Raw genomic sequence first — 21,351 nt, 5'->3', positions numbered from 1 at the left:
CGGAACGCAGGGCCGCGGACCGGGCCGCAGGGTCGCGGTGCCCCCGCCCGGTTCTCGCGCGTTCAGCCCACCGCCTCGAAGCGCCAGCGGTGCACCGGGCGGGTGATCAGGGCGGCGTCGGGCTCGGGGAGTTCGGGGAGGTCGTCGCCGTACGAGGCGCCCTGCCACCACGTCATCACCAGCACCCGGTCCTGCGGGGCGCGCAGCAGTTCGCTGCGGTGGGGTTCGCGGGCCAGCTCGGCGGCCCGTGCCCGCGCCCACTCCAGGAGTTCGCCGCCGCGTCCCTCGGCGGCGCGGGCCTCCCACATCAGGACGATGGTCGCGGCGCTCATGAGTACAGGTTGTCCTTGCTGATCTCGTGCACGTGGTCATGCGTGTGCTCATGCGTGTGCTCGTGGTGGGCCCCCGGCACATGCGGCTCCGTGACCGGCAGCGAGGAGTCGGCCGACAGCTCCAGGTCGGAGGGGCGGCGGTTGCGGGCGACCATCTCCGCGCCGAGCGCCGCGACCATCGCCCCGTTGTCGGTGCAGAGCCCGGGGCGGGGCACCCGCAGCCGGATGCCGGCCCGCTCGCAGCGTTCCTGGGCCAGGGCGCGCAGCCGGGAGTTGGCCGCGACGCCGCCGCCGATCATCAGGTGGTCGACGCCCTCGTCCTTGCAGGCCCGGACCGCCTTGCGGGTGAGCACGTCCACCACGGCCTCCTGGAAGGACGCCGCCACGTCCCGGACCGGCACCTCCTCGCCCGCCGCGCGCTTCGCCTCGATCCAGCGGGCGACGGAGGTCTTGAGCCCGGAGAAGGAGAAGTCGTACGGGGCGTCGCGCGGGCCGGTCAGGCCGCGCGGGAACGCGATCGAGGCCGGGTCGCCCTCCTTCGCGAGCCGGTCGATGACCGGGCCGCCGGGGAAGCCGAGGTTCAGCACGCGGGCGATCTTGTCGAACGCCTCGCCCGCCGCGTCGTCGATCGTCGCGCCGAGCGGCCGGACGTCACTGGTGATGTCGGGGGCCAGCAGGAGCGAGGAGTGGCCGCCGCTGACCAGCAGGGCCATCGTCGGTTCGGGCAGCGGGCCGTGCTCCAGCTGGTCGACGCAGATGTGCGAGGCGAGGTGGTTGACCCCGTAGAGCGGCTTGCCGAGTGCGTACGCGTACGCCTTCGCGGCCGAGACGCCGACGAGCAGCGCTCCGGCGAGGCCGGGGCCCGAGGTGACGGCGATCCCGTCGAGGTCGCGGGCGCTGATCCCGGCCTCCTTCAGGGCCCGTTCGATGGTGGGGACCATCGCCTCCAGGTGGGCGCGGGAGGCGATCTCCGGGACGACGCCGCCGAAGCGGGCGTGGGTGTCGACGCTGGAGGCGACGGCGTCCGCGAGCAGGGTCGTACCGCGCACGATGCCCACGCCGGTCTCGTCGCAGGAGGTCTCGATGCCGAGTACGAGGGGTTCGTCGACAGCCATCATTCAGTCCCGGTCTCTGGTGCGTGCTCGTGCTCGTGCACTGCTTGCTCTTGCATGGTCAGGCGCATGACCAGGGCGTCGATGTTCCCCGGCTGGTAGTAGCCGCGCCGGAAGCCGATCGGTTCGAAGCCGAAGCGCTCGTACAGCTTCTGCGCCCGGGCGTTGTCGACCCGGACCTCCAGGAGGACCGTGGCGCACTCGAAGTCGGTGGCGGCCTTCAGCAGGTCGGCGAGGAGTTCGGAGCCGAGGCCGGTGCCCCACGCCTCGCGGCTGACCGCGATCGTCTGGACGTCGGCCAGGTCGCCGAGGGCGGCGAGCCCGGCGTAGCCGGTGATCCGCCCGGTGGCGGGGTCCTCGGCGACGACGTAGTGGCGGGTGGCGCCGGGGCCGCGGGCGTGGGCCAGTTCGGACCAGAACATGCCGGGCGACCAGGCGTCGTCCGGGAACAGCGCGTGTTCGAGGTCGAGCACCGGCGCGATGTCCCACCAGCGCATCTCGCGAAGTACGGCGGCGGTGGCGGTGCTCACGTGGGGGTGACCACCTTGTAGTTCTTCGGGACCTGCGCGTCGGGCCTGCGCAGATACAGCGGCCGGGGCTCCAGGAGCTCCTGTCCGGCGGCGAGGCGTTCGGCGGCGAGCCCGGCGAGCGCCCCGGCGGCGACGTGCTCGGGGCCGCGCGCGTCCGGGAAGGCGTCCGGGTAGAGCACCGCGCCCGCGCCGACCACGGGGAGCCCGGCCAGCGCTCCGGCAATGTCGGCGGGCCGGTCGACGGCGGGTTCGCCCGAACGGGTGCGGGCGTCCTCGTACCGCGCCCAGTAGACCTCCTTGCGGCGCGCGTCGGTCGCCACGGCGAACGGCCCTTCCAGGCCCTCCAGGCCGGCGGCGTAGGCGAGGCCGTCCAGGGTGCACAGGCCGTGGACCGGCACGGAGAGGACGGAGCCGAAGGTGGCGGCGGTGACCAGGCCGACCCGCAGACCGGTGTACGGGCCGGGGCCGACGCCCACGACCACATCCGTCACGGCGTCGAGTTTCGTCCCTGCCTCGGCGAGGACCCGGTCGACGGCGGGGAGCAGCAGCTCCCCGTGCCTGCGGGCGTCGACCTGTCCCGATGAGGCGATGACGGACGTGCCGTCGTGCAGGGCGACGGTGACGGCGGGCGTGGCGGTATCCATGGCGAGCAAGAGCACGCAAACAGCCTACGGCTCCGCCGACGGCGTTACGGCGTCCGTACGGCGTCCCGGCCCGCCCCGTCCCTGCTGCTACCGTCACCGGGTATCCGCGGGTACGACGTAAACGCTTGTACGACATGCGGCAACGGCAGTCGAAAGGGGATTTCACGGTGGCTAGGGGAAGCTCGGGAATCGTGGCCGGGCTCACTGCGGCGGCGGTCGCCGCGGTCGCCTTCCTCGCCTACCAGGCCTCGGCGAACGCCCCTGCCTCGGTGGCGTCCACGCCCGGCAAGAAGCCCACCGCCTCGGCCTCGGCCCAGCCCTCCGCCAAGCCGAAGCCCACGGCCGACCCGCTGGCGGTCCCGGCGGCGTCCGGCGAGGGCGAGCGCGTCGTGTACGCGCTGAAGGACCGCCGGGTGTGGCTGGTCGACGAGTCCGACGAGGCGATCCGCACCTTCACCGTGATGCCGAGCCCCGTCAGCCCGCCTCCCGGGGTCCACAAGGTGACCTCGCGGTCGGGCACGGTCCGGGGTTCGGACGGCGTCCCGATCGAGCACGTGGTCCGCTTCGCGAACGTGGACGAGGTGGCGATCGGCTTCAGCGCGGCGCAGGACGGCTCGATGGCCAGCCCGGACCCGACGTCGAAGACCGGCGGTGTCCGGATGAAGCGCGCGGACGGCAACGCGATGTGGACCTTCGCGACGGTCGGCGCGAAGGTCGTCGTCGTCCCGTAGCGGAGGTAACCCCCGCACGTCCCGTAGCGGAGGTACCCCCGCTACGCGGCGTCGCGCCTGGCCGGCGGGGGAATCACACCCCGGTCCGCCGCCTCCGGCTCACCGGCCTCGTCGCTCGGCGGGGTGGAGACCGCGGTGGCCGCGGCGCACGAGGCCAGCAGGTCCTTCATCGACAGGGCGGACGGAGTCGGTCGCGGCTGCGCTGCGCGCTCGGGCGTCGGCATGGATGCCTCCTTGATGCTCCGATGGAGGGCGAAGTTAGGTAAACCTAACCACGCCTCGTACCCATGTGACCACGACCATGGGTCCGGACGCAACAATTTACCGACGCCTTGTCGGGAAGGCTACTCCCGGAGCTTTACTCCAGGTCCGCCCGCAGCCCCGCCCAGCGCTTCCCGATACCGACCAGGGTCACCTCGCGCCGCTCGTCGCCGGTGTCGCCCGTCGCGCGGTCGATGAGGACCCGCAACCGGTCGTCGGCCAGCTCCTCCACCTTGCCGTCGCCCCACTCCACGACCACCACGGACTCCGGCAGCGACACATCCAGGTCCAGGTCCTCCATCTCGTCGAGCCCGCCGCCCAGGCGGTACGCGTCCACGTGGACCAGGGCGGGCCCCCCGGTCAGCGAGGGGTGGACGCGGGCGATGACGAACGTGGGCGAGGTGACCGCGCCGCGCACGCCGAGGCCCTCTCCGAGGCCCCGGGTCAGCGTCGTCTTCCCGGCGCCCAGCTCCCCGGTGAGCATGACCAGGTCGCCGGGGGCCAGCACCCGGGCGAGCCGGCGGCCCAGGTCCTGCATCTGCTCGGGCGAGGTGACGGTGAGCGTCACCGTCACGGCCTCGGGTACGGCCCCGGCGGGCTCAGGTACGGCCCCGGCGGGCTCGGGAGCGGTCGCCCCCGCTGTCTCCGGAACGGTCTCAGCGGCCGGGCCGCTGTGCGGTGCTTCCATGTCCGCCAACGTTAGCGCCCGGCACGGTGCCGCTGCGTACGAGCAGGTCGGCCAGCCGGTCGGTGACCGTCTCCGGGTGCTCCAGCATCACCAGGTGCCCGGCGTCCGGCACGATCACCAGCTCGGCGTCGGGCAGGACGTCGGCGATGGCCTCGCTGTGGGAGCTGGGGGTGACCAGGTCCTTCTCCCCGGCCAGGATCAGCACGGGCACGTCCCGGAACGCGGGCAGCGCACCGCTCTTGTCGTGCTCGGTGAAGGCCGGGTAGAACTCGGCGACCACATCGATCGGGGTGGACTCGATCAGCCGTTCCGCGAACCGGGCGACCGCCGGGTCCACGTCCCGCGAGCCGAACGAATACCGCTTGATCAGTCCGGCGAAGAGGTCGGCCGTGGCCCGCCGCCCCTTCTCCACCAGCTCCGTCTGCGAGCCGAGCGCCTTCAGCACCCCGGGCAACACCCGGCGCACCGCGTTCACGCCCGCCACCGGCAGCCCGAAGTTGACCTCGCCGAGTTTGCCGCTGGAGGTGCCGACCAGGGCCACGGCGGCGACCCGGTCGCGGATCAGGGCCGGGTACCGGTCGGCCAGCGCCATCATCGTCATGCCGCCCATGGAGTGCCCGGCCAGCACCAGCGGGCCCTCGGGGGCCGCCGCGTCGATGACCGCCTTCAGGTCGCGGCCGAGCTGGTCGATGCCGAGCGGCACCCCGTCCGCCTGGGCCCGGCCGCGCCCGGAGCGGCCGTGGCTGCGCTGGTCCCAGTAGACGGCGCGTACGAGGCCGCGCAGGGCGGCCCGCTGGAAGTGCCAGGAGTCCTGGCCGAGGCAGTAGCCGTGGCTGAAGACGACGGTGACCGGGGCGGGGGCCTTGCGCCCGAAGAGCCTGCGGCGGCGGGCACCGGACGCGCCGGGGCCCTCGTCGGCCGCCGGAGCGTCCTCCACCTCGTCGATCTCGTAGTACAGCTCGGTGCCGTCGTCGGCGACAGCCCGGCCCGGCGTGCCGCGCAGCGAGCCGTAGGGCCCGGTGGCGTCCAGCGCGAGGCGGGCCTTCTTGCGCATGCCGCGCCCGACGGTGAGCCGCTCGACGGCGACCCCGGCGGCCGCGCCGGCGGCGAGCACCCCTATGGCGGCTCCGGCGATCCCGGCCCGGCGCCAGCCTGCCGCGCCGGCGGCGGTCGCGGCCACCACGGCCCCCGCGTCGCTCTCGCTCACCGCGGCACGCTCCCGGTCGGTTCGTCGGCCGTCCCGTTCACGTACACCCGGGGCACCCGGGAGCCGATGCGGGTGACGATCTCGTACGCGATGGTGCCGGCGGCCTCCGCCCAGTCCTGCGCGGTCGGCTCGCCCCGGTCTCCCGGGCCGAACAGCACCGCTTCCGCGCCCGCCTCCGGCCGGTCGCCGTCGAGGTCGACGACGAACTGGTCCATGGCGACCCGGCCCGCGACCGTGCGCACCTTGCCGCCGACCAGGACGGGTCCCGTGCCCGACGCGTGGCGCGGGACGCCGTCCGCGTAGCCGACGGGGATCAGGCCGAGGGTCGTCTCGGCGGTCGTCGTGTAGTGGTGGCCGTAGCTGACGCCGTGTCCGGCCGGGGCGTCCTTGACCAGGGCGACGGAGGCGGCGAGCGTCATCACGGGCCGCAGCCCGAAGTCGGCGGGCGTGCCCAGCTCGGGGGCGGGCGAGATGCCGTACATCGCGATGCCGGTCCGCACGAGGTCGAAGTGCGCCTCGGGGATCGTGAGCGTGGCCGGGGAGTTGGCCAGGTGCCGCACCTCGGGCTCCACGCCCTCCTTCTCGGCGTACGCCACCATGTCGCGGTAGACGCCGAGCTGGGCGGCGATCGAGGGGTGGCCGGGCTCGTCGGCGCAGGCGAAATGGGACCAGAGGCCGGTGATCCTCACCTGTCCGGTCCGCTCGGCGGCCAGCGCTCCGGTGACCAGCTCGGGCCAGTCGGCGGGCTGGCAGCCGCTGCGGCCGAGGCCGGTGTCGGCCTTGAGCTGGATCCTGGCCGGCCGGCCGGCCGCGCCGGCGGCCGCGACGACCTCGCGCAGCGCCCACATGCCGCTGACCGACACGTCGATGCCGGCCTCGATCGCCTCGCGCCAGGGGCCCCCGGGCGTCCACAGCCAGCACATGATCCGGCCGTCGAGTCCGGCCGCGCGCAGGGCGAGGGCCTCCTGCGGGGTCGCGGTTCCCAGCCAGGTCGCCCCGGCCTCGCGGGCGGCCCGCGCGCAGGGCACGGCCCCGTGCCCGTAACCGTCGGACTTCACCACGGCCATGAGCTGCGCCCCGGCCGCCCGCTCGCGCAGGACGCGCACGTTGGCACGCAGCGCGGCGAGGTCGATCTCGGCACGGGCTCTCAGGGACGCTGTCTCGTTCATCGCGCCCAGTCTCTCAGAGGCGTCGGCCGCCTCTCCGACGGCGCACGCCGATATCCAACCTTATGCACGTTACGTACGTTTCCCTTTCATCACATGGGTCAGGTGGTCGACCAGGACCGGGACATGGCTGTCGTCCACGTCCTTCACGGCGGTGATCAGCGTGACGGGACCGCCCTCGCGCACCAGGCCGACGAGCCGCTCGACGGCCTCCGTGTGCGCCGGGTCGTCCAGTTCGGTGCGGTAGCGCTCGACGAAGCCGTCGTGACGCTCGCCGGAGCGGCCGCCCTGGTGGTACCAGGAGCGCAGCTCGTCCGATGGCGTGACGTCCTTCAGCCATACGTCGATCGCGGCCCGCTCCTTGGAGACGCCCCGGGGCCAGAGCCGGTCGACCAGGACCCGGGTGCCGTCGCCGTCCTCCGGCGGGTCGTAGACCCTGCGTACGCGTACGGGTTCGCTCACTGCCAGGACCGCCCTTCTGCCGGGGCTCCCAGCATGGCCCCCTCCTCACCCCGCCCGCACGTCGCGCCAGGCGGCCTGGATGCCGTCCGCGACGTCCTGCGCGGAGACCGGGGCCCCGTCCGAGCCGTGCCGGGCGGCGAGCCCGTGCAGATACGCGCCCACGGACGCGGCGTCGCGCGGGGCGAGTCCGGCCGCGAGCAGGGACCCGGTCAGCCCGGAGAGCACGTCGCCGCTGCCCGCCGTGGCGAGCCAGGAGGTGCCGGTCGGGTTGACCCGTACGGGGGTGTCGCGGGCCTCCGCGATCAGGGTCGTGGAGCCCTTGAGGAGCACGGTGGCGCGGTAGCGGGCGGCCAGTTCGCGCACGGCGGCCAGCCGCCCGGCCTCGACCTCCTCGCGGGCCGTGCCGAGGAGCGCGGCGGCCTCCCCGGCGTGCGGGGTGAGGACGGTCGGCGCGGTCCGGGTCCGTACGGTCTCGGCGTCCAGCAGCCGCAGCCCGTCCGCGTCGACGAGCACGGGGACGTCGGTGGCCAGGACGTCGGCGACGGCCGCCTTGGCGCTCCGCCCGTCGCCGAGCCCGGGCCCGACCACCCAGGCCTGCACGCGTCCGGCCTCCGACGGCGGCCCGGCGTGCACCAGCGCCTCGGGGTAGCGGGCGATCACCGCGTCCGCGCCCGGTCCGACGTACCGCACGGCCCCGGCCCCGCCGCGCAGCGCGCCCGCGACCGCGAGGACCGCGGCGCCCGGGTAGCGCTCGGACCCGGCGACGACGCCGACGACGCCGCGCCGGTACTTGTCGCTCTCCGGGCCCGGCGCCGGGAGCAGCGCGGCGACGTCCGCGTACTGGAGGGCCTCCAGGTCCGGCGGCTCGGGCAGTTCCGGGCCGAGCCCGATGTCCACCAGCCGCAGGGCCCCGGCGTGTTCGGCGGCCGGGTCGATGAGGAGGCCGGGCTTGTAGGTGCCGAAGGTGACCGTCGCGTCCGCCCGGACCGCGTCGCCGTGCACCTCCCCGGTGTCGGCCTCCACCCCGCTCGGCAGGTCGACGGCCAGGACCGGGGTACGGTCCCGGGTCACGGTGTGCAGCAGCCCGGTGGCGTCCTCGCGCAGCCCGCCGCGCCCGCCGATGCCGGTGATGCCGTCCACGACGAGGTCGAGCACGCCGAGCCCGTCCGGCCCGTCGACGACGTGTCCCCCGGCCGCCAGCAGGGCGGCGAGGCCGCCGGGGTGGGCCCGGTCGGGGGCGAGCAGCAGGGCCCGGACGCCCGCGCCCCGGCGGGCCAGGCGGGCGCCCGCGTACAGCGCGTCGCCGCCGTTGTCGCCGCTGCCGACCAGGAGCAGGACCCGGGACCCGTACACCCGGCCGTTGCGCCGCAGCAGGTCGCCGCAGGCCACGGCGAGCCCGGCGGCGGCGCGCCGCATCAGGGCGCCCTCCGGCAGCCGCTGCATGAGGGCGGCCTCGGCGGCCCGTACGGTCTCCACGCTGTAGGCACGTCGCATGGGCCCAACCCTCCGCGATCACGCGGGCCGACGCCACCCCCGTACGCCGTACGCCCGCCTCGCGGGAGCCACTCGCACGCCCGTACGCCCACCGCGCGGGAGCCACGCGCACGCCCGTACACCCACCGCGAGGGACACCCGTACGTGACGGCCACCGTGCGGGAGCCACTCGCACGCGACGGCCGCCCACCGTGCGGGAGCCACCCGCACGAAACGGCCGCCCACCGCACGGGAGCCACCCGCACGCCGTACGCCCACCGCGCCGGAGCCACCCGTATGCGACGGCCGCCGTGGGACCACGAGGCTCACCCCTCGGCGATGACCACCGCCGACGCCACCCCCGCGTCGTGGCTGAGCGAGACGTGCCAGCCCCGTACACCCAGTTCGGCGGCGCGGGCGGCGACCGTGCCGCGTACCCGCAGCCGGGGCTGCCCGCTCTCCTCGACCCAGACCTCCGCGTCGCTCCAGAGCAGCCCGCCGGGTGCGCCGAGCGCCTTGGCCAGGGCCTCCTTCGCGGCGAACCGGGCGGCGAGCGAGGCGATCCCGCGCCGCTCGCCGCTGGGCAGCGTCAGCTCGCTCTCGACGAAGAGCCGGTCGGCCAGCTGCGGCGTACGCTCCAGCGCCGCGCCGAAGCGCTCGATCTCGGCCACGTCGATGCCGACCCCGATGATCACGAACCCACCCCTGTCACCTCGTCGCCCGGGCGCGTCCCGGGTCACTCCACGGTCACGGACTTCGCCAGGTTGCGCGGCTGGTCCACTTCGTTGCCGCGGGCCGTCGCGAGTTCGCAGGCGAAGACCTGGAGCGGCACGGTGGCGACCAGCGGCTGAAGCAGCGTAGGCGTTGCGGGGACCGTGATGAGGTGGTCGGCGTACGGGACGACGGCCTCGTCGCCCTCCTCGGCGACGACGATGGTGCGCGCGCCCCGGGCCCGGATCTCCTGGATGTTGGACACGATCTTGTCGTGGAGGACCGAACGGCCGCGCGGTGACGGCACGATGACGACGACCGGGAGACCCTCCTCGATGAGCGCGATCGGCCCGTGCTTCAGCTCGCCGGCCGCGAAGCCCTCGGCGTGCATGTAGGCGAGTTCCTTGAGCTTGAGCGCCCCTTCGAGGGCGACCGGGTAGCCGACGTGCCGGCCGACGAACAGCACCGTGTCGTGGTGGGCGAGGGACCGGGCCAGCTCGCGCACGGGCTCCATCGTCGTGAGGACGCGGTCGACCTCGCCGGAGATCGCGGAGAGCTGGCGCACCACCGTACGGATCTCGTCGCCCCATTTGGTGCCGCGCACCTGGCCGAGGTAGAGCGCCACGAGGTAGCAGGCGACGAGCTGGGTGAGGAAGGCCTTGGTGGAGGCGACGGCGACCTCGGGCCCTGCGTGCGTGTAGAGGACGGCGTCGGACTCGCGCGGGATCGTCGAGCCGTTGGTGTTGCAGATGGCGAGCACCTTCGCGCCCTGTTCGCGGGCGTGCCGCAGCGCCATCAGGGTGTCCATGGTCTCGCCGGACTGGGAGATGGCGACGACGAGGGTGCGCTGGTCCAGGATCGGGTCCCGGTAGCGGAACTCGCTGGCGAGTTCGGTCTCGCAGGGCAGCCGGGTCCAGTGCTCGATGGCGTACTTGGCGATCATCCCGGCGTGGAAGGCGGTCCCGCAGGCGACGATGACGACCTTGTCGACCTCGCGCAGATCGGCGGCAGGGATGCGCACCTCGTCGAGGTGGAGCGTGCCCTCCCCGTCGACCCGGCCGAGGAGGGTGTCGGCGACGGCCCGGGGCTGGTCGGCGATCTCCTTGAGCATGAAGGAGGCGTAGCCGCCCTTCTCGGCGGCGGACGCGTCCCAGTCGACGTGGTACGCGTGCACCTGGGCGAGCTCCCCGTCGAACCCGGTGACGACGACGCCCTCGCGGCTCAGCTCGACGACCTGGTCCTGGCCCAGCTCGACGGCGGACCGGGTGTGCGCGATGAAGGCGGCGACGTCCGAGGCGAGGAACCACTCGTCCTGCCCCACGCCCACGACGAGCGGTGAGTTGCGCCGGGCGCCGACCACCACGTCCGGCTGGTCCGCGTGCACGGCGACCAGGGTGAAGGCCCCCTCCAGCCGCCGGCACACCTGGCGCATCGCCTCCGCGAGGTCCCCGCCGGCCGAGAACGCCTCGGCCAGCAGGTGCGAGACGACCTCGGTGTCCGTCTCCGACTCCAGGGCGTGGCCGCGTCCGGTCAGCTCGCGGCGCAGGGCCGCGAAGTTCTCGATGATCCCGTTGTGCACGACGGCGACCCGGCCCGCGTTGTCCAGATGCGGGTGGGCGTTGGCATCGGTGGGCGCTCCGTGCGTCGCCCAGCGGGTGTGCCCGATCCCGGTCCGCCCGGCCGGCAGCGGCCGGGCGGCGAGCTCCTTCTCCAGATTGACGAGCTTGCCCGCCTTCTTCGCGGCGGCGAGCCCGCCGTCCGCGAGAACGGCGACGCCCGCCGAGTCGTAGCCCCGGTATTCGAGGCGCTTGAGTCCTGCGACGACGACGTCCTGCGCCGACTGCATCCCGACATAACCCACGATTCCGCACATAGCGGCACCCTAAGGCCGGAAGCGCTTCGCGAGAGGAATGTTGGTCGCATACAATTCCTTGTACATGACCCACACGAGGGGCGGCCGGACATGTCAGTGACCCAGATCGACATAGACGATGAAGCCTTGGAGCGGGCGATGGCCCTGTCCAAGGCCCGGACGAAGAAGGAGACCGTCAACCTCGCCCTGCGCTTCTACGCGGAGCAGCAGGAGCGTGCGGCGCGGATCGGCCGCCACTTCGAGCGCGCGCGCGAGTGGGGTGCTGTCGAGGACGCCGAGCGGCGGCATCGGGCGGAGAAGGACGGCCGGTGATCTACCTGCTCGACACCTCGGGCCTCGTCCGGCTGCTCTCCGACATCTCTCTGCAGTCGGCGTGGTCCGATGCGATCGAGGCCGGGACGATCGCCTCCTGCTATCCGCAGCGAGCGGAGTTCCTGCACGGGGCCCGGAGCGCACGCGAGTACGACGAGATCGTGGAGATGTTCACCGACCTCTACCCGGACGTCTCCGTGCCGAAGAGCGCGGGACGCTGGGTCGCCTCGGTCCAGCACCGTATGGCACGCGCCGGGCAGCACCGCAGCGCCTCCGCCGTGGACCTCCTCATCGCCGCCACGGCAGCCCATCACGGCCTGACGGTCCTCCATGACGACCTCGACTACCGTACGGTCGCCCGGCACGCCCCGGATCTCGGCGAGCACAGCGTCCATGACGTGGCCTGAAGCTCCGGTGCGGGCCCGTGCGGAGTTCCCACACCGGAGCGGGTTCAGCCCATCAGGAGCAGCACCGCGCCACCATCAGGAGCAGTACTGCGCCTCCTTGCCGATCGACCGGTACATGCAGTCCGCGTTCTCGATCAGCTGGAGCACCGCGTCCCGGTTGCGGGAGGTCTCGCGCTCGATGACCTCGTCGGGCGGGTAGAAGCCGCCGCCGGACGCCGAGCGCGGGTACATCTCGAAGGTGTAGCCGAAGATCTTCTGCGAGCCCCACAGCCAGTCGTCGATGGACCCGTCGGTGATGTACAGGTCGCTGGACTGCTCGGGGGTGTATCCGTTGCTCGCCGCCATCTTCCGGCCCACGGCCGCGAAGGCGTTGCGGTCGTCGGCGGTCATGCCGGGGGCGGTGTCGTTGTACGTGTAGCCGAAGGGCCACAGCACCAGTTCGCTGTACGTGTGGAAGTCGATGGCCGCCGTGATCTGCTGCTTCCCGCCGATCACCCGGCTGCGCACGAAGTCCGCCACGATCCTCGTCTCGGGCGCGGACTCGGCGGCCGCCCCCCGGTAGGTCTCGGACGAGGGGCTGGAGGAGGAGCCGCCGCAGCAGCCCCACTTGTAGGCCCAGTTGCGGTTGAGGTCGGTGCCGACCGCGCTGGAGCCGGAGTTGGGCTGCCGGTTCTTGCGCCAGCTGCGGTACGAGCCGGAGGCGATGTCGTACTCGCCGCCGTCCGGGTTCATGTCCGGCACGATCCACAGCTCCCGGCCGTCGACCGCCTGCTTGATCCGGGAGTCGGACCCGTAGCCCTGGCCCAGTTCGCGGAGCAGGTAGAGCGCCATCTCGACGGTCAGGTGCTCGCGGGCGTGCTGGTGGGCGGTGAACAGGACCTCGGGCTCGGCCTCGTCGGTGGCGACGTTGTCGCTGACCTTGACCGCGATGACGTCGCGGCCCTGGTAGGTCTTGCCGATGACGCGCTTGCTCATGATCGAGGGGTTCGCGGCGATGCGGGCGTCGATCGCCGCGTTCATCTCGGCGTAGTTGTGGTAGCGGGAGTCGGCGGGCGGGAAGTCGAGGGCGCTCACGCCGTCCGCCGCGCGCGGCTCGGCGTCCGGGGCGGGCAGGGCCGCCAGTACGTGGCCGCGCGCCCGGAGCTTCCGGGCCTGGGCGGCGTCCGCGGTGATCACGACGCCGTGGTCGTGGACCTCGTCGATCGAGACGCCCGCGCGGGCGATGTCGGTGCGGGCGGCGGGGGTGGTGCGCCCGGTGATCTCGTACTGGAGCGTCTGCTCGTCCGCGGCGACGGCCACGTTCGGGGCCGCGTCCCCGGCGGTCGCCACGGTGGTGGCGGGGGCCGCGAGGGCGAGGGCGAGCAGGATGGTCAGGGCGGCGTTGCGCCGGGCCTTCGTCGGCCGGGATCTCCGTGCGGTGACGAGTCGCATGCTGGCATCTCCTGGGTCCGTCGGGGTGGGGGGGGTGGAGCTGTGCGACGGGCACAGGATGGACTCATGTCATGAGCGGGTCAAGACAGTCGTTCCGGCCATCCCCTCCTGTTCGGGCGACCGGAGACCGGCAGGAGAATGGGTCCGAATCCGCTTCGACGCGAGGCGGATCACGAACAGCGGGGAGGACAAAGGGTGTCGACGGAGAGTCTGACGACGGGTCAGTGGTGGATCGTGTCGGTGGTCGCGTCCGCGTCGCTCCTGGCAGCGGTCCACTTCTGCTTCAGGAACCGCAGGGCGACGGCCTACTCACTGATCGCGCCCGCCCTCGGAACTGTCGCCGTCCTGGGGTTCCGCGGCGCACACGACCACTCGGAGGTGGAGGCGCTGGTCATCTTCTCGGTCTCCCTGCTCTCCTTGGCTCTCCTGATCGTGGCCATGAGGCCGGACATGGAGAAGATCAGGGCGAAGGCCCTGATCGGCGAGACGTACGAGGTCCCGAAGTGGAAGATCAACCTCTACGGGGTGGTGGTAGTGGCGTTCGCCGTGGTCGTCGTGTTCCTGCTGCTGTAGAGGCAGGAGGCTTTGCTGCTGCCGCGGAAGTGCGGGAGGCCCCGTCGGAGAAGCGGAAGCCCCCTACTCCCCCAGCTTCCGCCGCAGCGCGGCCCGCTCCGGCTCGGTGCCCGCGAGCTCCAGCGCCTCCCGGTACGCCTCAGCGGCCTCCCCGTCGCGCCCCAGCCGGCCGAGCAGGTCCCCCCGCGCCACGGCGTACGGCGGGTACGCCCGCAGCCGGGGCTCCCCCGCCAACGCGTCGAGCAGCGCGAGACCGGCCCCCGGCCCGTCCCGCATCGCCACCGCCACGGCGCGGTTCAACGCCACCACGGGGGACGAGGTGAGCGTGAGGAGCACGTCGTACAGGGCCACGATCTGCGGCCAGTCCGTGGCCGCCACCTCCGCCGCCTCGTCGTGCAGGGCGGCGATCGCGGCCTGCACCCCGTACGGTCCGGCCGGCCCGCCGGTCAGCGCCCGGACGACGAGGGCGCGGCCCTCCTCGATCATCGGCCGGTCCCAGCGCCCCCGGTCCTGGTCCTCCAGGAGCACCGGCTCGCCCTCCGGCCCGGTCCGCGCGTCGCGCCGGGCGTGGACGAGGAGCAGCAGCGCGAGGAGCCCGGCGCTCTCCCGCTCGGCGGGCAGCAGCCGGTGCAGTATCCGGGCCAGCCGGATCGCCTCCTCGGCCAGGTCGAGCCGCTGGAGACGGGGCCCGGAGCTGGCCGCGTACCCCTCCGTGAAGACCGAGTAGACGACCTGGAGGACTCCGGGCAGCCGCTCGGGCAGTTCGTCGGGGCCGGGCACCCGGAACGGGATCCGGGCCTCGCGGATCTTCTTCTTGGCCCGCACGATGCGCTGGGCCATGGTCGCCGTCGGCACGAGGAACGCCCGCGCCACCTCCGGCGTGGTGAGCCCGGCGAGGCACCGCAGGGTCAGTGCGGTGCGGTCCTCGGCGGCGAGGGCGGGGTGGGCGCAGGTGAAGAACAACTGGAGGCGGTCGTCGGGGAGTTCACCGATCGCGGCGATGTCGGCCACGGGGGCGACGGCCTCGGCCCGTTCCGCGTCTGCCTGGAGGACGGCGAGCCGGGCCGCGTATGCCTGGTCGCGCCGCAGCCGGTCCACCGCCCGCCGCCGGGCGGTCGTCAGCAGCCAGGCCCCGGGGCGGTCGGGGACGCCCTGGGCGGGCCAGTGCCGCAGCGCGGCCTCGATCGCCTCGGACGTCACCTCCTCGGCCAGGTCGAGGTCGCCGAACCGGCGGACGAGGGAGGCGAGCAGCAGCCCGCGCTCCTCCCGGAACACCGCCTCGACGGCTTCGGCGGCCACCCGGCCCTCGCGCGGGGAAACGCCCTTCTCAGGGGACTCCTCCGGGGACTCCTCCGGGAACGATGCCGGGAACGTCTCCGGGGACTTCTCCGGGAACTCCTCCCCTGGGGGCTGACCCGCGCCCGGGGGCACACCCTTCCCTGGGGACACGGCCTCCCCCTGGGGCTCGCCCTCCCCCGGGGGCACTCCCTCCTCCGGGAGCACTCCGTCGCCCGGCACGGCTCTCAGGCCCCGAAGTCCGCGACCGGCCGGACGACGACCGAGCCGCCGTCGCGCGAGCCGGGACAGCGCGCGGCCCAGTCGAGGGCGGCGTCGAGGTCGGGCACGTCGATCACGAGGAACCCGCCCAGCAGCTCCCGCGTCTCGGCGAACGGCCCGTCCGTCACGGTCCGCTCCCCCGTCGGCGAGACCCGCACGGTGGTCGCGGTCACCAGGTCGGCCAGCGACTCCCCGGACACGTGGATTCCCGCGTCGCGTACGGCCTTGTCGTAGGCCATCCAGTCCTCGACGGTGCACTGGGGCGCGCCGCCCTGCTCGTCGACGGCCCCGCTGTGGATCAGCAGCATGTACTTCATGGTCGGCTCCTTCTCGCCTGTGTCGCCTGTGTCGCCTGTGTGGTCCCAGCCCTCAGGGCTGCTTACACCATGACGACGATCGGGACCGGCCGGGATCGACACACCGCCCGGATCTTTTTCACGGCGGGCCCTGGACACCCGCCGCCGCGCGCCCGCAGACGCCCATGTTGCACCAGCGGCGTCGCCCGCCCGCGTCGAGGAAGAGCCACCCGCAGCCCTTCCCCGGGCAGACGCGGACGGTGAGGCGACGGGGGTCGGCGAGCAGGTCCGCGGCGCGCTGGGCAACGGCGTACAGCGGGAGCCGCGGCCCGGAATCCGGGTGCGGCCTCCAGCGCCCGAGGCCGTCGTCGCTCCGCACGAAGACGGCGTGGCGCATGGCCTCCTGGGCCACCTCGGCGACCCGGGCGAACGCCCCGTCGTCGCCCCGGCCCCTCTCCTCCGTGAGACAGCCGTACAACGCGCTCCGGAACTCCCGCGCGCCGGCGAGTGCGGCGCTCGCCTCCTCGGGCCGCTCATCCGCCCTCCGCAGCAGCCGGGTGACCGTACGGTCGTCGAGGAGGTCCAGGTGCCCGGCCCAGATCGCGAGCGAGCGGTAGCCGGGGAGCCACTCGGAGCCGGGCAGTCGCTCGCCGCCCCACCCGGCGTAGGTGTTGCAGAACTCCAGGGCGGGGTCCCCGCTGGTGTTCCACGGGAGCCACACCCCCCGCACCCGAACGGCGTACGTGGGTGGCGCGGGCCGCCGCAGGTCCGGGTCGTCCCGGCGTATCCGGTCGTACAGGGTCCGCAGGTCCCGCCCCGGCTCGGCGTCGAAGGCCGAGCGCAGGGTGTCGCGGGTGGCCCGGTAGAGCCCGAGCGCGTCCGCCGGCCGCCCGCTGCGGTGCAGGGCGACCATGCTGTCCGCGACGAGTCGTTCGCGTTCGGGATGCTCCTCGGCGATCGCGGGCAGCTCGGCGGCCACGCGCTCGTGCCGCCCCAGCGAGAGGAGGAGCCTGGCCAGCTCCTCCGCCGCCGACAGCCGCAGCGCGGCGAGCGGCCGGCCGATCCGGTCGCGCAGGGCCTCGTCCGCGACGTCCGCGAGCGGTTCCCCCCGCCACAGCTCCAGTGCCCGGTCGTAGCGGAGCACCCGCTCCTCGTCGTCCACGGCCGCCGAGGCGTCGCGCACGGCGTCCTCGAAGGCGCGGGCGTCGATCTCGTGGCCGTCGGGGCGGAGGAGGTAGCCGTCGTTCCGCGTCTCCAGCTGCACGCCCTCGGGCCCGAGGGCGGCGCGCAGTCTGCCGATGTACGTGTGCACGGTGGACCGGGCCCCGTCCGGGGCCTCGCCGTTCCAGAGCAGGTCGATGAGCCTGCCGGTCGGAACGGCCCGACCCGCCTCCAGGGCGAGGACGGCCAGCAGACACCGCTCCTGACGGCGCAGCCCCGCGAGTACGGGGCGCTCCCGGTGGAGGACGACGAAGGGCCCGAGCAACTGGAATTCCATCGGCACAGCATCCAACCGCCCCCGCTCGCGGGGCCACCCCGACCTGGCCCGCACCGTGGTGAGTCTCTGGTGAGCGGCCTGCGGCATCCTTCGGCGAACAGCACTACTGCTTCTGGGGAGTTTTCATGCGCAGCATCGTTCTCGGCACTCTCGGCACGGCCTGCGTGGCCGTGGTGGCACTCGGCACGGTCCCTGCGGCGGCGACCCCGGCCACCGCCCCTCCGCAGGGCTCCGGCTGGGAACCGGCCCCTTCGGCCCCCTGGGACGTCACGGCGGGCGAGCGGTGCGCGTTCGCCATCCACGGCGAGCCGATCGTGGACAAGGTCGTACGACGCGAACTGCCGCCGCCCGCCGAGGGCGTGACGCGGAGCGCGTACAAGGGCGACCTCGTGGTCCGGGTGACGAACAAGGAGACCGGGGCGCACTACGACGCCGACGTGAGCGGCTCCGCCGTGGTCGACGTGTACGCCTCCGGGTCCCAGTTCTGGCGCGTGGTGGGCCCGGTGCTGGTGGGCGTCGGGGACGGCAACCTCGCACGGGGGATGTACGTCGTCGACGGCGTCTACACCATCGGCATCAGCCCGACCGGAGCCAAGACCGTGGCGGGACCGGTGGTCGCGACGGACAGCATCTGCGACCGCATCGACTGATCACGCGCCGAGCAGGCACGGCAGGTCGTCGGCGTACGCGCGGACGTCGCGGCACTCTCCGCAGCACCCCGGCACGGACGACCGGAAGGCCCGGTCGCAGGCGTCGCAGTTCTGGAGGGGGACGACGGGCACGGCGGCGGGCGGGGGCGGCGGAAGGAGGGCGATGAGCCGGTGCCGCAGCAGCTTCGCCGGGTGCCGGAGGGGCACGGGCGGATCGTCGGTGAGCGCGCCCCGCACGGCGTCCGGCCGCACACCCCGCTCCAGCCAGGCGGCGACGCCGGGGGTGAGCCGCTCCACGTCCGTCTCGGAGAGGACGAACTGGGGTGCGGAGACCTGGAGCCCGGCGAGAAGGCGGGCGGCCTCGTCGAACAACGCGGCGGTGGGCCTGCGGGGGAAGGGCAACGGCGGGGGCGGCGGCTTGGGCGCGGCAGGCACCGGCACGAGCCGGGGCTCGGGTGCGGGCTCGGGCTCGGACTCGGGCTCACGCTCCGGTGACGGTACGGGTGCGGGAGCGGGGGCAGGCACCGCCTCCCGTACAGGCGGCTCCGGCGCGGGAACGGGACCAGGACCAGGACCAGGACCAGGACCAGGACCAGGACCAGGACCAGGACCAGGACCAGGGGCAGGGGCAGGGGCAGGGGCAGGGACAGGGACAGGGACAGGGGCAGGAGCCGCCGCTGAAGTCCCCCCAGCCTCGGCCCCCGTCCGCCGGGCAGCCGCCTCCGGGTGGTTGTACGACTCCGTACGCGTGGCGACCCGCCCGCCCTGGACGCGTTCCCGGATGCGGCGCAGGAACCCGTGGTGCTCCAACTCCCGCAGCGCGGCGGCGATGCGCGACTCGCTCTCCGGGAAGATCGCGGCGAGCGCCTTGACGCCGACGCGCCTCCCGGCGGGCAGCGACTGGATGTGGGTGCCGAGGCCGATGGCCAGCAGGGACATGCCCCGGTGCTGGGAGAGCCGGTTGGAGATGATCGAGTAGCCGTCGGTGAGCCGGATGTTGATGTGTACAACACCGGAGGACGGGGCGCGCGAGGGCGCGCTAACCTGCTGGGTATCCATCGGGAAGCTTCTTCTTCCTTGGTGGTCAGGCCTTCGGTCGGGATGCCAGTCCCGGCCGGGGGCCGTCTCAATGTCTGGGGTGGTGGTGGTCAGCGTGAGCATATGCCCGCCAACAGGTCATAAATCCAGCCCGGTTGGCACACTTCACCCATGTGAGTGACGGCGCGTACGCGCGCTCACGCGCCCGCGCACCCAGGGGTAGCCACTGGCCCGCTCAGGGTCGGGTTGGGTTATTTCCCCAGTACTCAAAGACACATACTCAAAAGCTTTTACGTCGTGGGTGACCGCGACGCGGTCCACCGCGTCGCGGCCACCCACATCCCGGCTCACCGGGTCGCGGTTCACCGGGTCGCGGTTCACCGGGTCGCGGTAGTCACGATCCGGTGAGCGCCACCTCCGCCCAGACGGTCTTGCGCGGGAACGGCCCGTGTTCCGTGCCCCACCGCACCGACAACGCCTCGACGAGCAACAGCCCGCGCCCGCTCTCGGAGTCGGCGGCCGGGTCCCGCTTCACCGGGTCCCGGTCACCCCGGGTGTCGACGACCTCGATCCGCAGGATGTCGTCGTACACGCTGAGCAGGATCCGGAAGTCCCGCCCCGGGACGTACCCGTGCAGCGCTGCGTTGGTCGCCAGCTCGCCGATGACGAGCCCCGCGTCCTCCAGCGGCAGCCCCCAGGAGCGCAGTTGTTCGGTGGCGAGCAGGCGGGCGAGGCGAGCGCCCCGACGGGTGGCGGAGAGCTGGACGGCGAACTGTCCGGTGCGAGCCCTCGGTTGGGTGATTCTTTGGTTCATGTCACTCAGAGTGTCCGGACGTATCTACTCTGAGAAGCACTGACGCGCGTACGGACAGTGACTGTCCCCGGTGTACCGGGCCCCGTCCCCGCCGTACACGTCCGGCACACGGACACGGGTGGAGGCTTCTGCCGCATGACTGACATGAACAACCAGGACCGCGAGGACCGCACGGCGCTCGACGGGGACGACGAGGACCAGGATTTCGGCCTGGAGGACGACTCCGGTGCGGTCATCGCGGCGGTCGGCCGACAGATCAAACTCTGGCGCGAGTCGGCCGGACTGCGCGCCGCCGAGCTGGGCACGGCCATCGGGTACAGCGAGAACCTGGTCTTCAAGGTCGAGGGCGGCCGGCGCATCCCGAAGCCGGAGTTCCTGGACAAGACCGACTACGCCGTGGGCGCGGGCGGCAAGATCTCGGCGATGAAGAAGGACGTGGAGGAGGCGCGGTATCCGAGGAAGGTCCGCGACCTGACGAAGCTGGAGGCGGAGGCCGTCGAACTCGGCGCGTACGCGGGGGTCGTCATCCACGGACTGCTCCAGACCGAGGAGTACGCGCGCGCTCTGTACCGCGAGCGACGGCCCGCGTACACGGAGGACAACATCGAGCGTTTGGTGGCAGCCCGGATGGCCCGACAGGTGGTCTTCGACCGACGGCCCGCGCCGCTGCTGACCTTCGTCCAGGAGGAGTCGACCCTGCGGAGGCGGACCGGAGGCAGAATGGTCCTACGCCGCCAGCTCGAACACCTGCTTGAGCTGAGTCATTTGCGGCATGTCGAGATCCAGGTCATGCCGATGGAGGCGGAGGAGCACGCGGGTCTCGGCGGTTCACACCGGATCCTTAAGCTCAAGGACGGAAAGACGGTCGGGCACAACGAGGTCCAGCTCATCAGCGGGCTGATCACCAACCCACGCGAGGTGCAGATCCTGGAGATGCGATACAACCTGATCCGGGCGCAGGCCCTCACTCCTCGGCTGTCACGGGAATTCATCGAGAAACTGCTGGGAGAGACATGAACAGCACCGAGCTGACCTGGTTCAAGAGCAGCTACAGCACCAACGACGGCCCTGATTGCGTCGAGGTCGCCACCGCCCCCGCCACCATCCACGTACGCGACTCCAAGCAACTCCCCACCGGCGGCCCGCACCTCGGCTTCACCCCCGCCGCCTGGGCCGACTTCGTCACGTACGCCTCACAGACCTGAGCCCACCGGGAGAGACGTGAACAGCACCGAGCTGAACTGGGTCAAGAGCAGCTACAGCACCAACGACGGCCCCGCATGCGTCGAGGTCGCCACCGCCCCCGCCACCATCCACGTACGCGACTCCAAGCAACTCCCCACCCACGGCCCGCACCTCGGCTTCACCCCGTCCGCCTGGGCCGACTTCGTCACGTACGCCTCACAGGCCTGAGCCCACCGGGAGAGACGTGAACAGCACCGAGCTGAACTGGGTCAAGAGCAGCTACAGCACCAACGACGGCCCGCAGTGCGTCGAGGTCGCCACCGCCCCCGCCACCATCCACGTACGCGACTCCAAGCAACTCCCCACCCACGGCCCGCACCTCGGCTTCACCCCGTCCGCC

The 21,351-nt window shown here is 73.0% G+C and carries 27 protein-coding genes; 9 read left to right on the top strand and 18 right to left on the bottom strand.

The annotated features are described in order from the left end of the window. Positions 1-62 precede the first annotated feature (62 nt). From AB0F29_RS18980 to tsaB, 4 genes are read right to left on the bottom strand one after another with little or no spacing between them, the layout of a single operon-like run. Positions 63-332, bottom strand: coding sequence for a hypothetical protein (locus AB0F29_RS18980; RefSeq protein ID WP_018960254.1), 270 nt, complete (start codon positions 330-332; stop codon positions 63-65). Then, positions 329-1,447: a tRNA (adenosine(37)-N6)-threonylcarbamoyltransferase complex transferase subunit TsaD gene (gene tsaD, locus AB0F29_RS18975; protein WP_361873415.1), complete on the bottom strand. Its 1,119-nt coding sequence runs from the start codon at positions 1,445-1,447 to the stop codon at positions 329-331. The genes AB0F29_RS18980 and tsaD overlap by 4 nt, the downstream gene beginning before the upstream one ends. Next, positions 1,447-1,941, bottom strand: coding sequence for a ribosomal protein S18-alanine N-acetyltransferase (gene rimI, locus AB0F29_RS18970; protein WP_361873681.1), 495 nt, complete (start codon positions 1,939-1,941; stop codon positions 1,447-1,449). The genes tsaD and rimI overlap by 1 nt, the downstream gene beginning before the upstream one ends. Before the next feature lie 29 nt (positions 1,942-1,970). Beyond that, entirely contained in the window at positions 1,971-2,618 is a 648-nt protein-coding gene (tsaB, locus tag AB0F29_RS18965) for a tRNA (adenosine(37)-N6)-threonylcarbamoyltransferase complex dimerization subunit type 1 TsaB (protein ID WP_361873679.1), read from the bottom strand. 134 nt (positions 2,619-2,752) lie between these two features. On the opposite strand from tsaB, the gene AB0F29_RS18960 reads away from it, so the two are divergent. Then, on the top strand, positions 2,753-3,349 hold the full coding sequence (locus tag AB0F29_RS18960) for a hypothetical protein (protein WP_361873413.1): 597 nt from the start codon (positions 2,753-2,755) through the stop codon (positions 3,347-3,349). A gap of 41 nt (positions 3,350-3,390) precedes the next feature. Here the strand turns inward: AB0F29_RS18960 and AB0F29_RS18955 are convergent, their stop codons facing one another. The 8 genes from AB0F29_RS18955 to glmS form a co-directional block, all read right to left on the bottom strand. Beyond that, positions 3,391-3,573, bottom strand: coding sequence for a hypothetical protein (locus AB0F29_RS18955; protein ID WP_018960249.1), 183 nt, complete (start codon positions 3,571-3,573; stop codon positions 3,391-3,393). 134 nt (positions 3,574-3,707) lie between these two features. Continuing rightward, entirely contained in the window at positions 3,708-4,298 is a 591-nt protein-coding gene (gene tsaE, locus AB0F29_RS18950; RefSeq protein ID WP_361873411.1) for a tRNA (adenosine(37)-N6)-threonylcarbamoyltransferase complex ATPase subunit type 1 TsaE, read from the bottom strand. Further along, positions 4,267-5,505: an alpha/beta hydrolase gene (locus tag AB0F29_RS18945; protein WP_361873409.1), complete on the bottom strand. Its 1,239-nt coding sequence runs from the start codon at positions 5,503-5,505 to the stop codon at positions 4,267-4,269. The genes tsaE and AB0F29_RS18945 overlap by 32 nt, the downstream gene beginning before the upstream one ends. Continuing rightward, entirely contained in the window at positions 5,502-6,674 is a 1,173-nt protein-coding gene (gene alr, locus AB0F29_RS18940) for an alanine racemase (protein ID WP_361873407.1), read from the bottom strand. The genes AB0F29_RS18945 and alr overlap by 4 nt, the downstream gene beginning before the upstream one ends. A gap of 69 nt (positions 6,675-6,743) precedes the next feature. Then, the gene (locus AB0F29_RS18935) at positions 6,744-7,139 is read right to left on the bottom strand and encodes a DUF488 family protein (RefSeq protein WP_361873677.1); all 396 of its coding nucleotides are present in this window, start codon (positions 7,137-7,139) and stop codon (positions 6,744-6,746) included. Positions 7,140-7,178: 39 nt separating this feature from the next. Then, positions 7,179-8,627: an NAD(P)H-hydrate dehydratase gene (locus AB0F29_RS18930; protein WP_361873405.1), complete on the bottom strand. Its 1,449-nt coding sequence runs from the start codon at positions 8,625-8,627 to the stop codon at positions 7,179-7,181. A gap of 305 nt (positions 8,628-8,932) precedes the next feature. Next, a complete protein-coding gene (locus AB0F29_RS18925) occupies positions 8,933-9,301 on the bottom strand; it encodes a holo-ACP synthase (RefSeq protein WP_361873403.1) in 369 nt (122 codons plus the stop codon). A gap of 41 nt (positions 9,302-9,342) precedes the next feature. Beyond that, on the bottom strand, positions 9,343-11,190 hold the full coding sequence (glmS, locus tag AB0F29_RS18920) for a glutamine--fructose-6-phosphate transaminase (isomerizing) (RefSeq protein WP_361873401.1): 1,848 nt from the start codon (positions 11,188-11,190) through the stop codon (positions 9,343-9,345). Between the two features lie 90 nt (positions 11,191-11,280). Between glmS and AB0F29_RS18915 the strand changes: the two genes are divergently transcribed. Further along, the gene (locus tag AB0F29_RS18915) at positions 11,281-11,502 is read left to right on the top strand and encodes a type II toxin-antitoxin system VapB family antitoxin (protein WP_265599845.1); all 222 of its coding nucleotides are present in this window, start codon (positions 11,281-11,283) and stop codon (positions 11,500-11,502) included. Further along, a complete protein-coding gene (locus tag AB0F29_RS18910; RefSeq protein ID WP_361873399.1) occupies positions 11,499-11,909 on the top strand; it encodes a PIN domain-containing protein in 411 nt (136 codons plus the stop codon). Before AB0F29_RS18915 ends, AB0F29_RS18910 begins: the two co-directional genes overlap by 4 nt. A gap of 75 nt (positions 11,910-11,984) precedes the next feature. Here the strand turns inward: AB0F29_RS18910 and AB0F29_RS18905 are convergent, their stop codons facing one another. Further along, the gene (locus tag AB0F29_RS18905) at positions 11,985-13,340 is read right to left on the bottom strand and encodes a M14 family metallopeptidase (RefSeq protein WP_361873397.1); all 1,356 of its coding nucleotides are present in this window, start codon (positions 13,338-13,340) and stop codon (positions 11,985-11,987) included. 195 nt (positions 13,341-13,535) lie between these two features. On the opposite strand from AB0F29_RS18905, the gene AB0F29_RS18900 reads away from it, so the two are divergent. Further along, on the top strand, positions 13,536-13,913 hold the full coding sequence (locus AB0F29_RS18900) for a hypothetical protein (protein ID WP_361873395.1): 378 nt from the start codon (positions 13,536-13,538) through the stop codon (positions 13,911-13,913). A 63-nt stretch (positions 13,914-13,976) separates the two neighbouring features. On the opposite strand, the gene AB0F29_RS18895 is transcribed toward AB0F29_RS18900, so the two are convergent. The 3 genes from AB0F29_RS18895 to AB0F29_RS18885 all read right to left on the bottom strand — a co-directional run bounded on the left by AB0F29_RS18895 (position 13,977) and on the right by AB0F29_RS18885 (position 17,264). Further along, entirely contained in the window at positions 13,977-15,212 is a 1,236-nt protein-coding gene (locus AB0F29_RS18895; protein WP_361873675.1) for a DUF6596 domain-containing protein, read from the bottom strand. Positions 15,213-15,436: 224 nt separating this feature from the next. Beyond that, on the bottom strand, positions 15,437-15,787 hold the full coding sequence (locus AB0F29_RS18890; RefSeq protein ID WP_018960234.1) for a YciI family protein: 351 nt from the start codon (positions 15,785-15,787) through the stop codon (positions 15,437-15,439). A 118-nt stretch (positions 15,788-15,905) separates the two neighbouring features. Next, positions 15,906-17,264 carry a BTAD domain-containing putative transcriptional regulator gene (locus AB0F29_RS18885; protein ID WP_361873392.1) on the bottom strand — a complete coding sequence of 453 codons (1,359 nt, stop codon included), beginning with the start codon at positions 17,262-17,264 and terminating at the stop codon, positions 15,906-15,908. 125 nt (positions 17,265-17,389) lie between these two features. Here AB0F29_RS18885 and AB0F29_RS18880 point away from each other — a divergent pair, with 125 nt between their 5' ends. After that, positions 17,390-17,914, top strand: a complete 525-nt coding sequence (locus AB0F29_RS18880) for a hypothetical protein (RefSeq protein ID WP_361873390.1) — start codon at positions 17,390-17,392, stop codon at positions 17,912-17,914. Here AB0F29_RS18880 and AB0F29_RS18875 read toward each other — a convergent pair whose 3' ends face one another. Both AB0F29_RS18875 and AB0F29_RS18870 read right to left on the bottom strand, forming a co-directional pair. Then, positions 17,915-18,973 carry a hypothetical protein gene (locus tag AB0F29_RS18875; protein ID WP_361873388.1) on the bottom strand — a complete coding sequence of 353 codons (1,059 nt, stop codon included), beginning with the start codon at positions 18,971-18,973 and terminating at the stop codon, positions 17,915-17,917. 373 nt (positions 18,974-19,346) lie between these two features. After that, positions 19,347-19,766 (bottom strand): ATP-binding protein, encoded by a 420-nt coding sequence (locus tag AB0F29_RS18870; protein WP_361873386.1) that lies wholly within the window; start codon positions 19,764-19,766, stop codon positions 19,347-19,349. A gap of 135 nt (positions 19,767-19,901) precedes the next feature. Here AB0F29_RS18870 and AB0F29_RS18865 point away from each other — a divergent pair, with 135 nt between their 5' ends. The 4 genes from AB0F29_RS18865 to AB0F29_RS18850 all read left to right on the top strand — a co-directional run. Continuing rightward, entirely contained in the window at positions 19,902-20,783 is an 882-nt protein-coding gene (locus AB0F29_RS18865; protein WP_361873384.1) for a helix-turn-helix transcriptional regulator, read from the top strand. Next, positions 20,780-20,971: a DUF397 domain-containing protein gene (locus AB0F29_RS18860; RefSeq protein WP_361873382.1), complete on the top strand. Its 192-nt coding sequence runs from the start codon at positions 20,780-20,782 to the stop codon at positions 20,969-20,971. Before AB0F29_RS18865 ends, AB0F29_RS18860 begins: the two co-directional genes overlap by 4 nt. Positions 20,972-20,987: 16 nt before the next feature. Beyond that, positions 20,988-21,179 (top strand): DUF397 domain-containing protein, encoded by a 192-nt coding sequence (locus AB0F29_RS18855; RefSeq protein WP_361873380.1) that lies wholly within the window; start codon positions 20,988-20,990, stop codon positions 21,177-21,179. 16 nt (positions 21,180-21,195) lie between these two features. Then, positions 21,196-21,351 (top strand): DUF397 domain-containing protein (locus tag AB0F29_RS18850; protein ID WP_361873674.1); only part of this gene is annotated, 156 nt, incomplete at its 3' end.

Source organism: Streptomyces sp. NPDC026589 (genome assembly GCF_040638385.1).
Lineage (GTDB): Bacteria > Actinomycetota > Actinomycetes > Streptomycetales > Streptomycetaceae > Streptomyces.
This window is presented reverse-complemented; position numbering and strand designations above follow the sequence as displayed.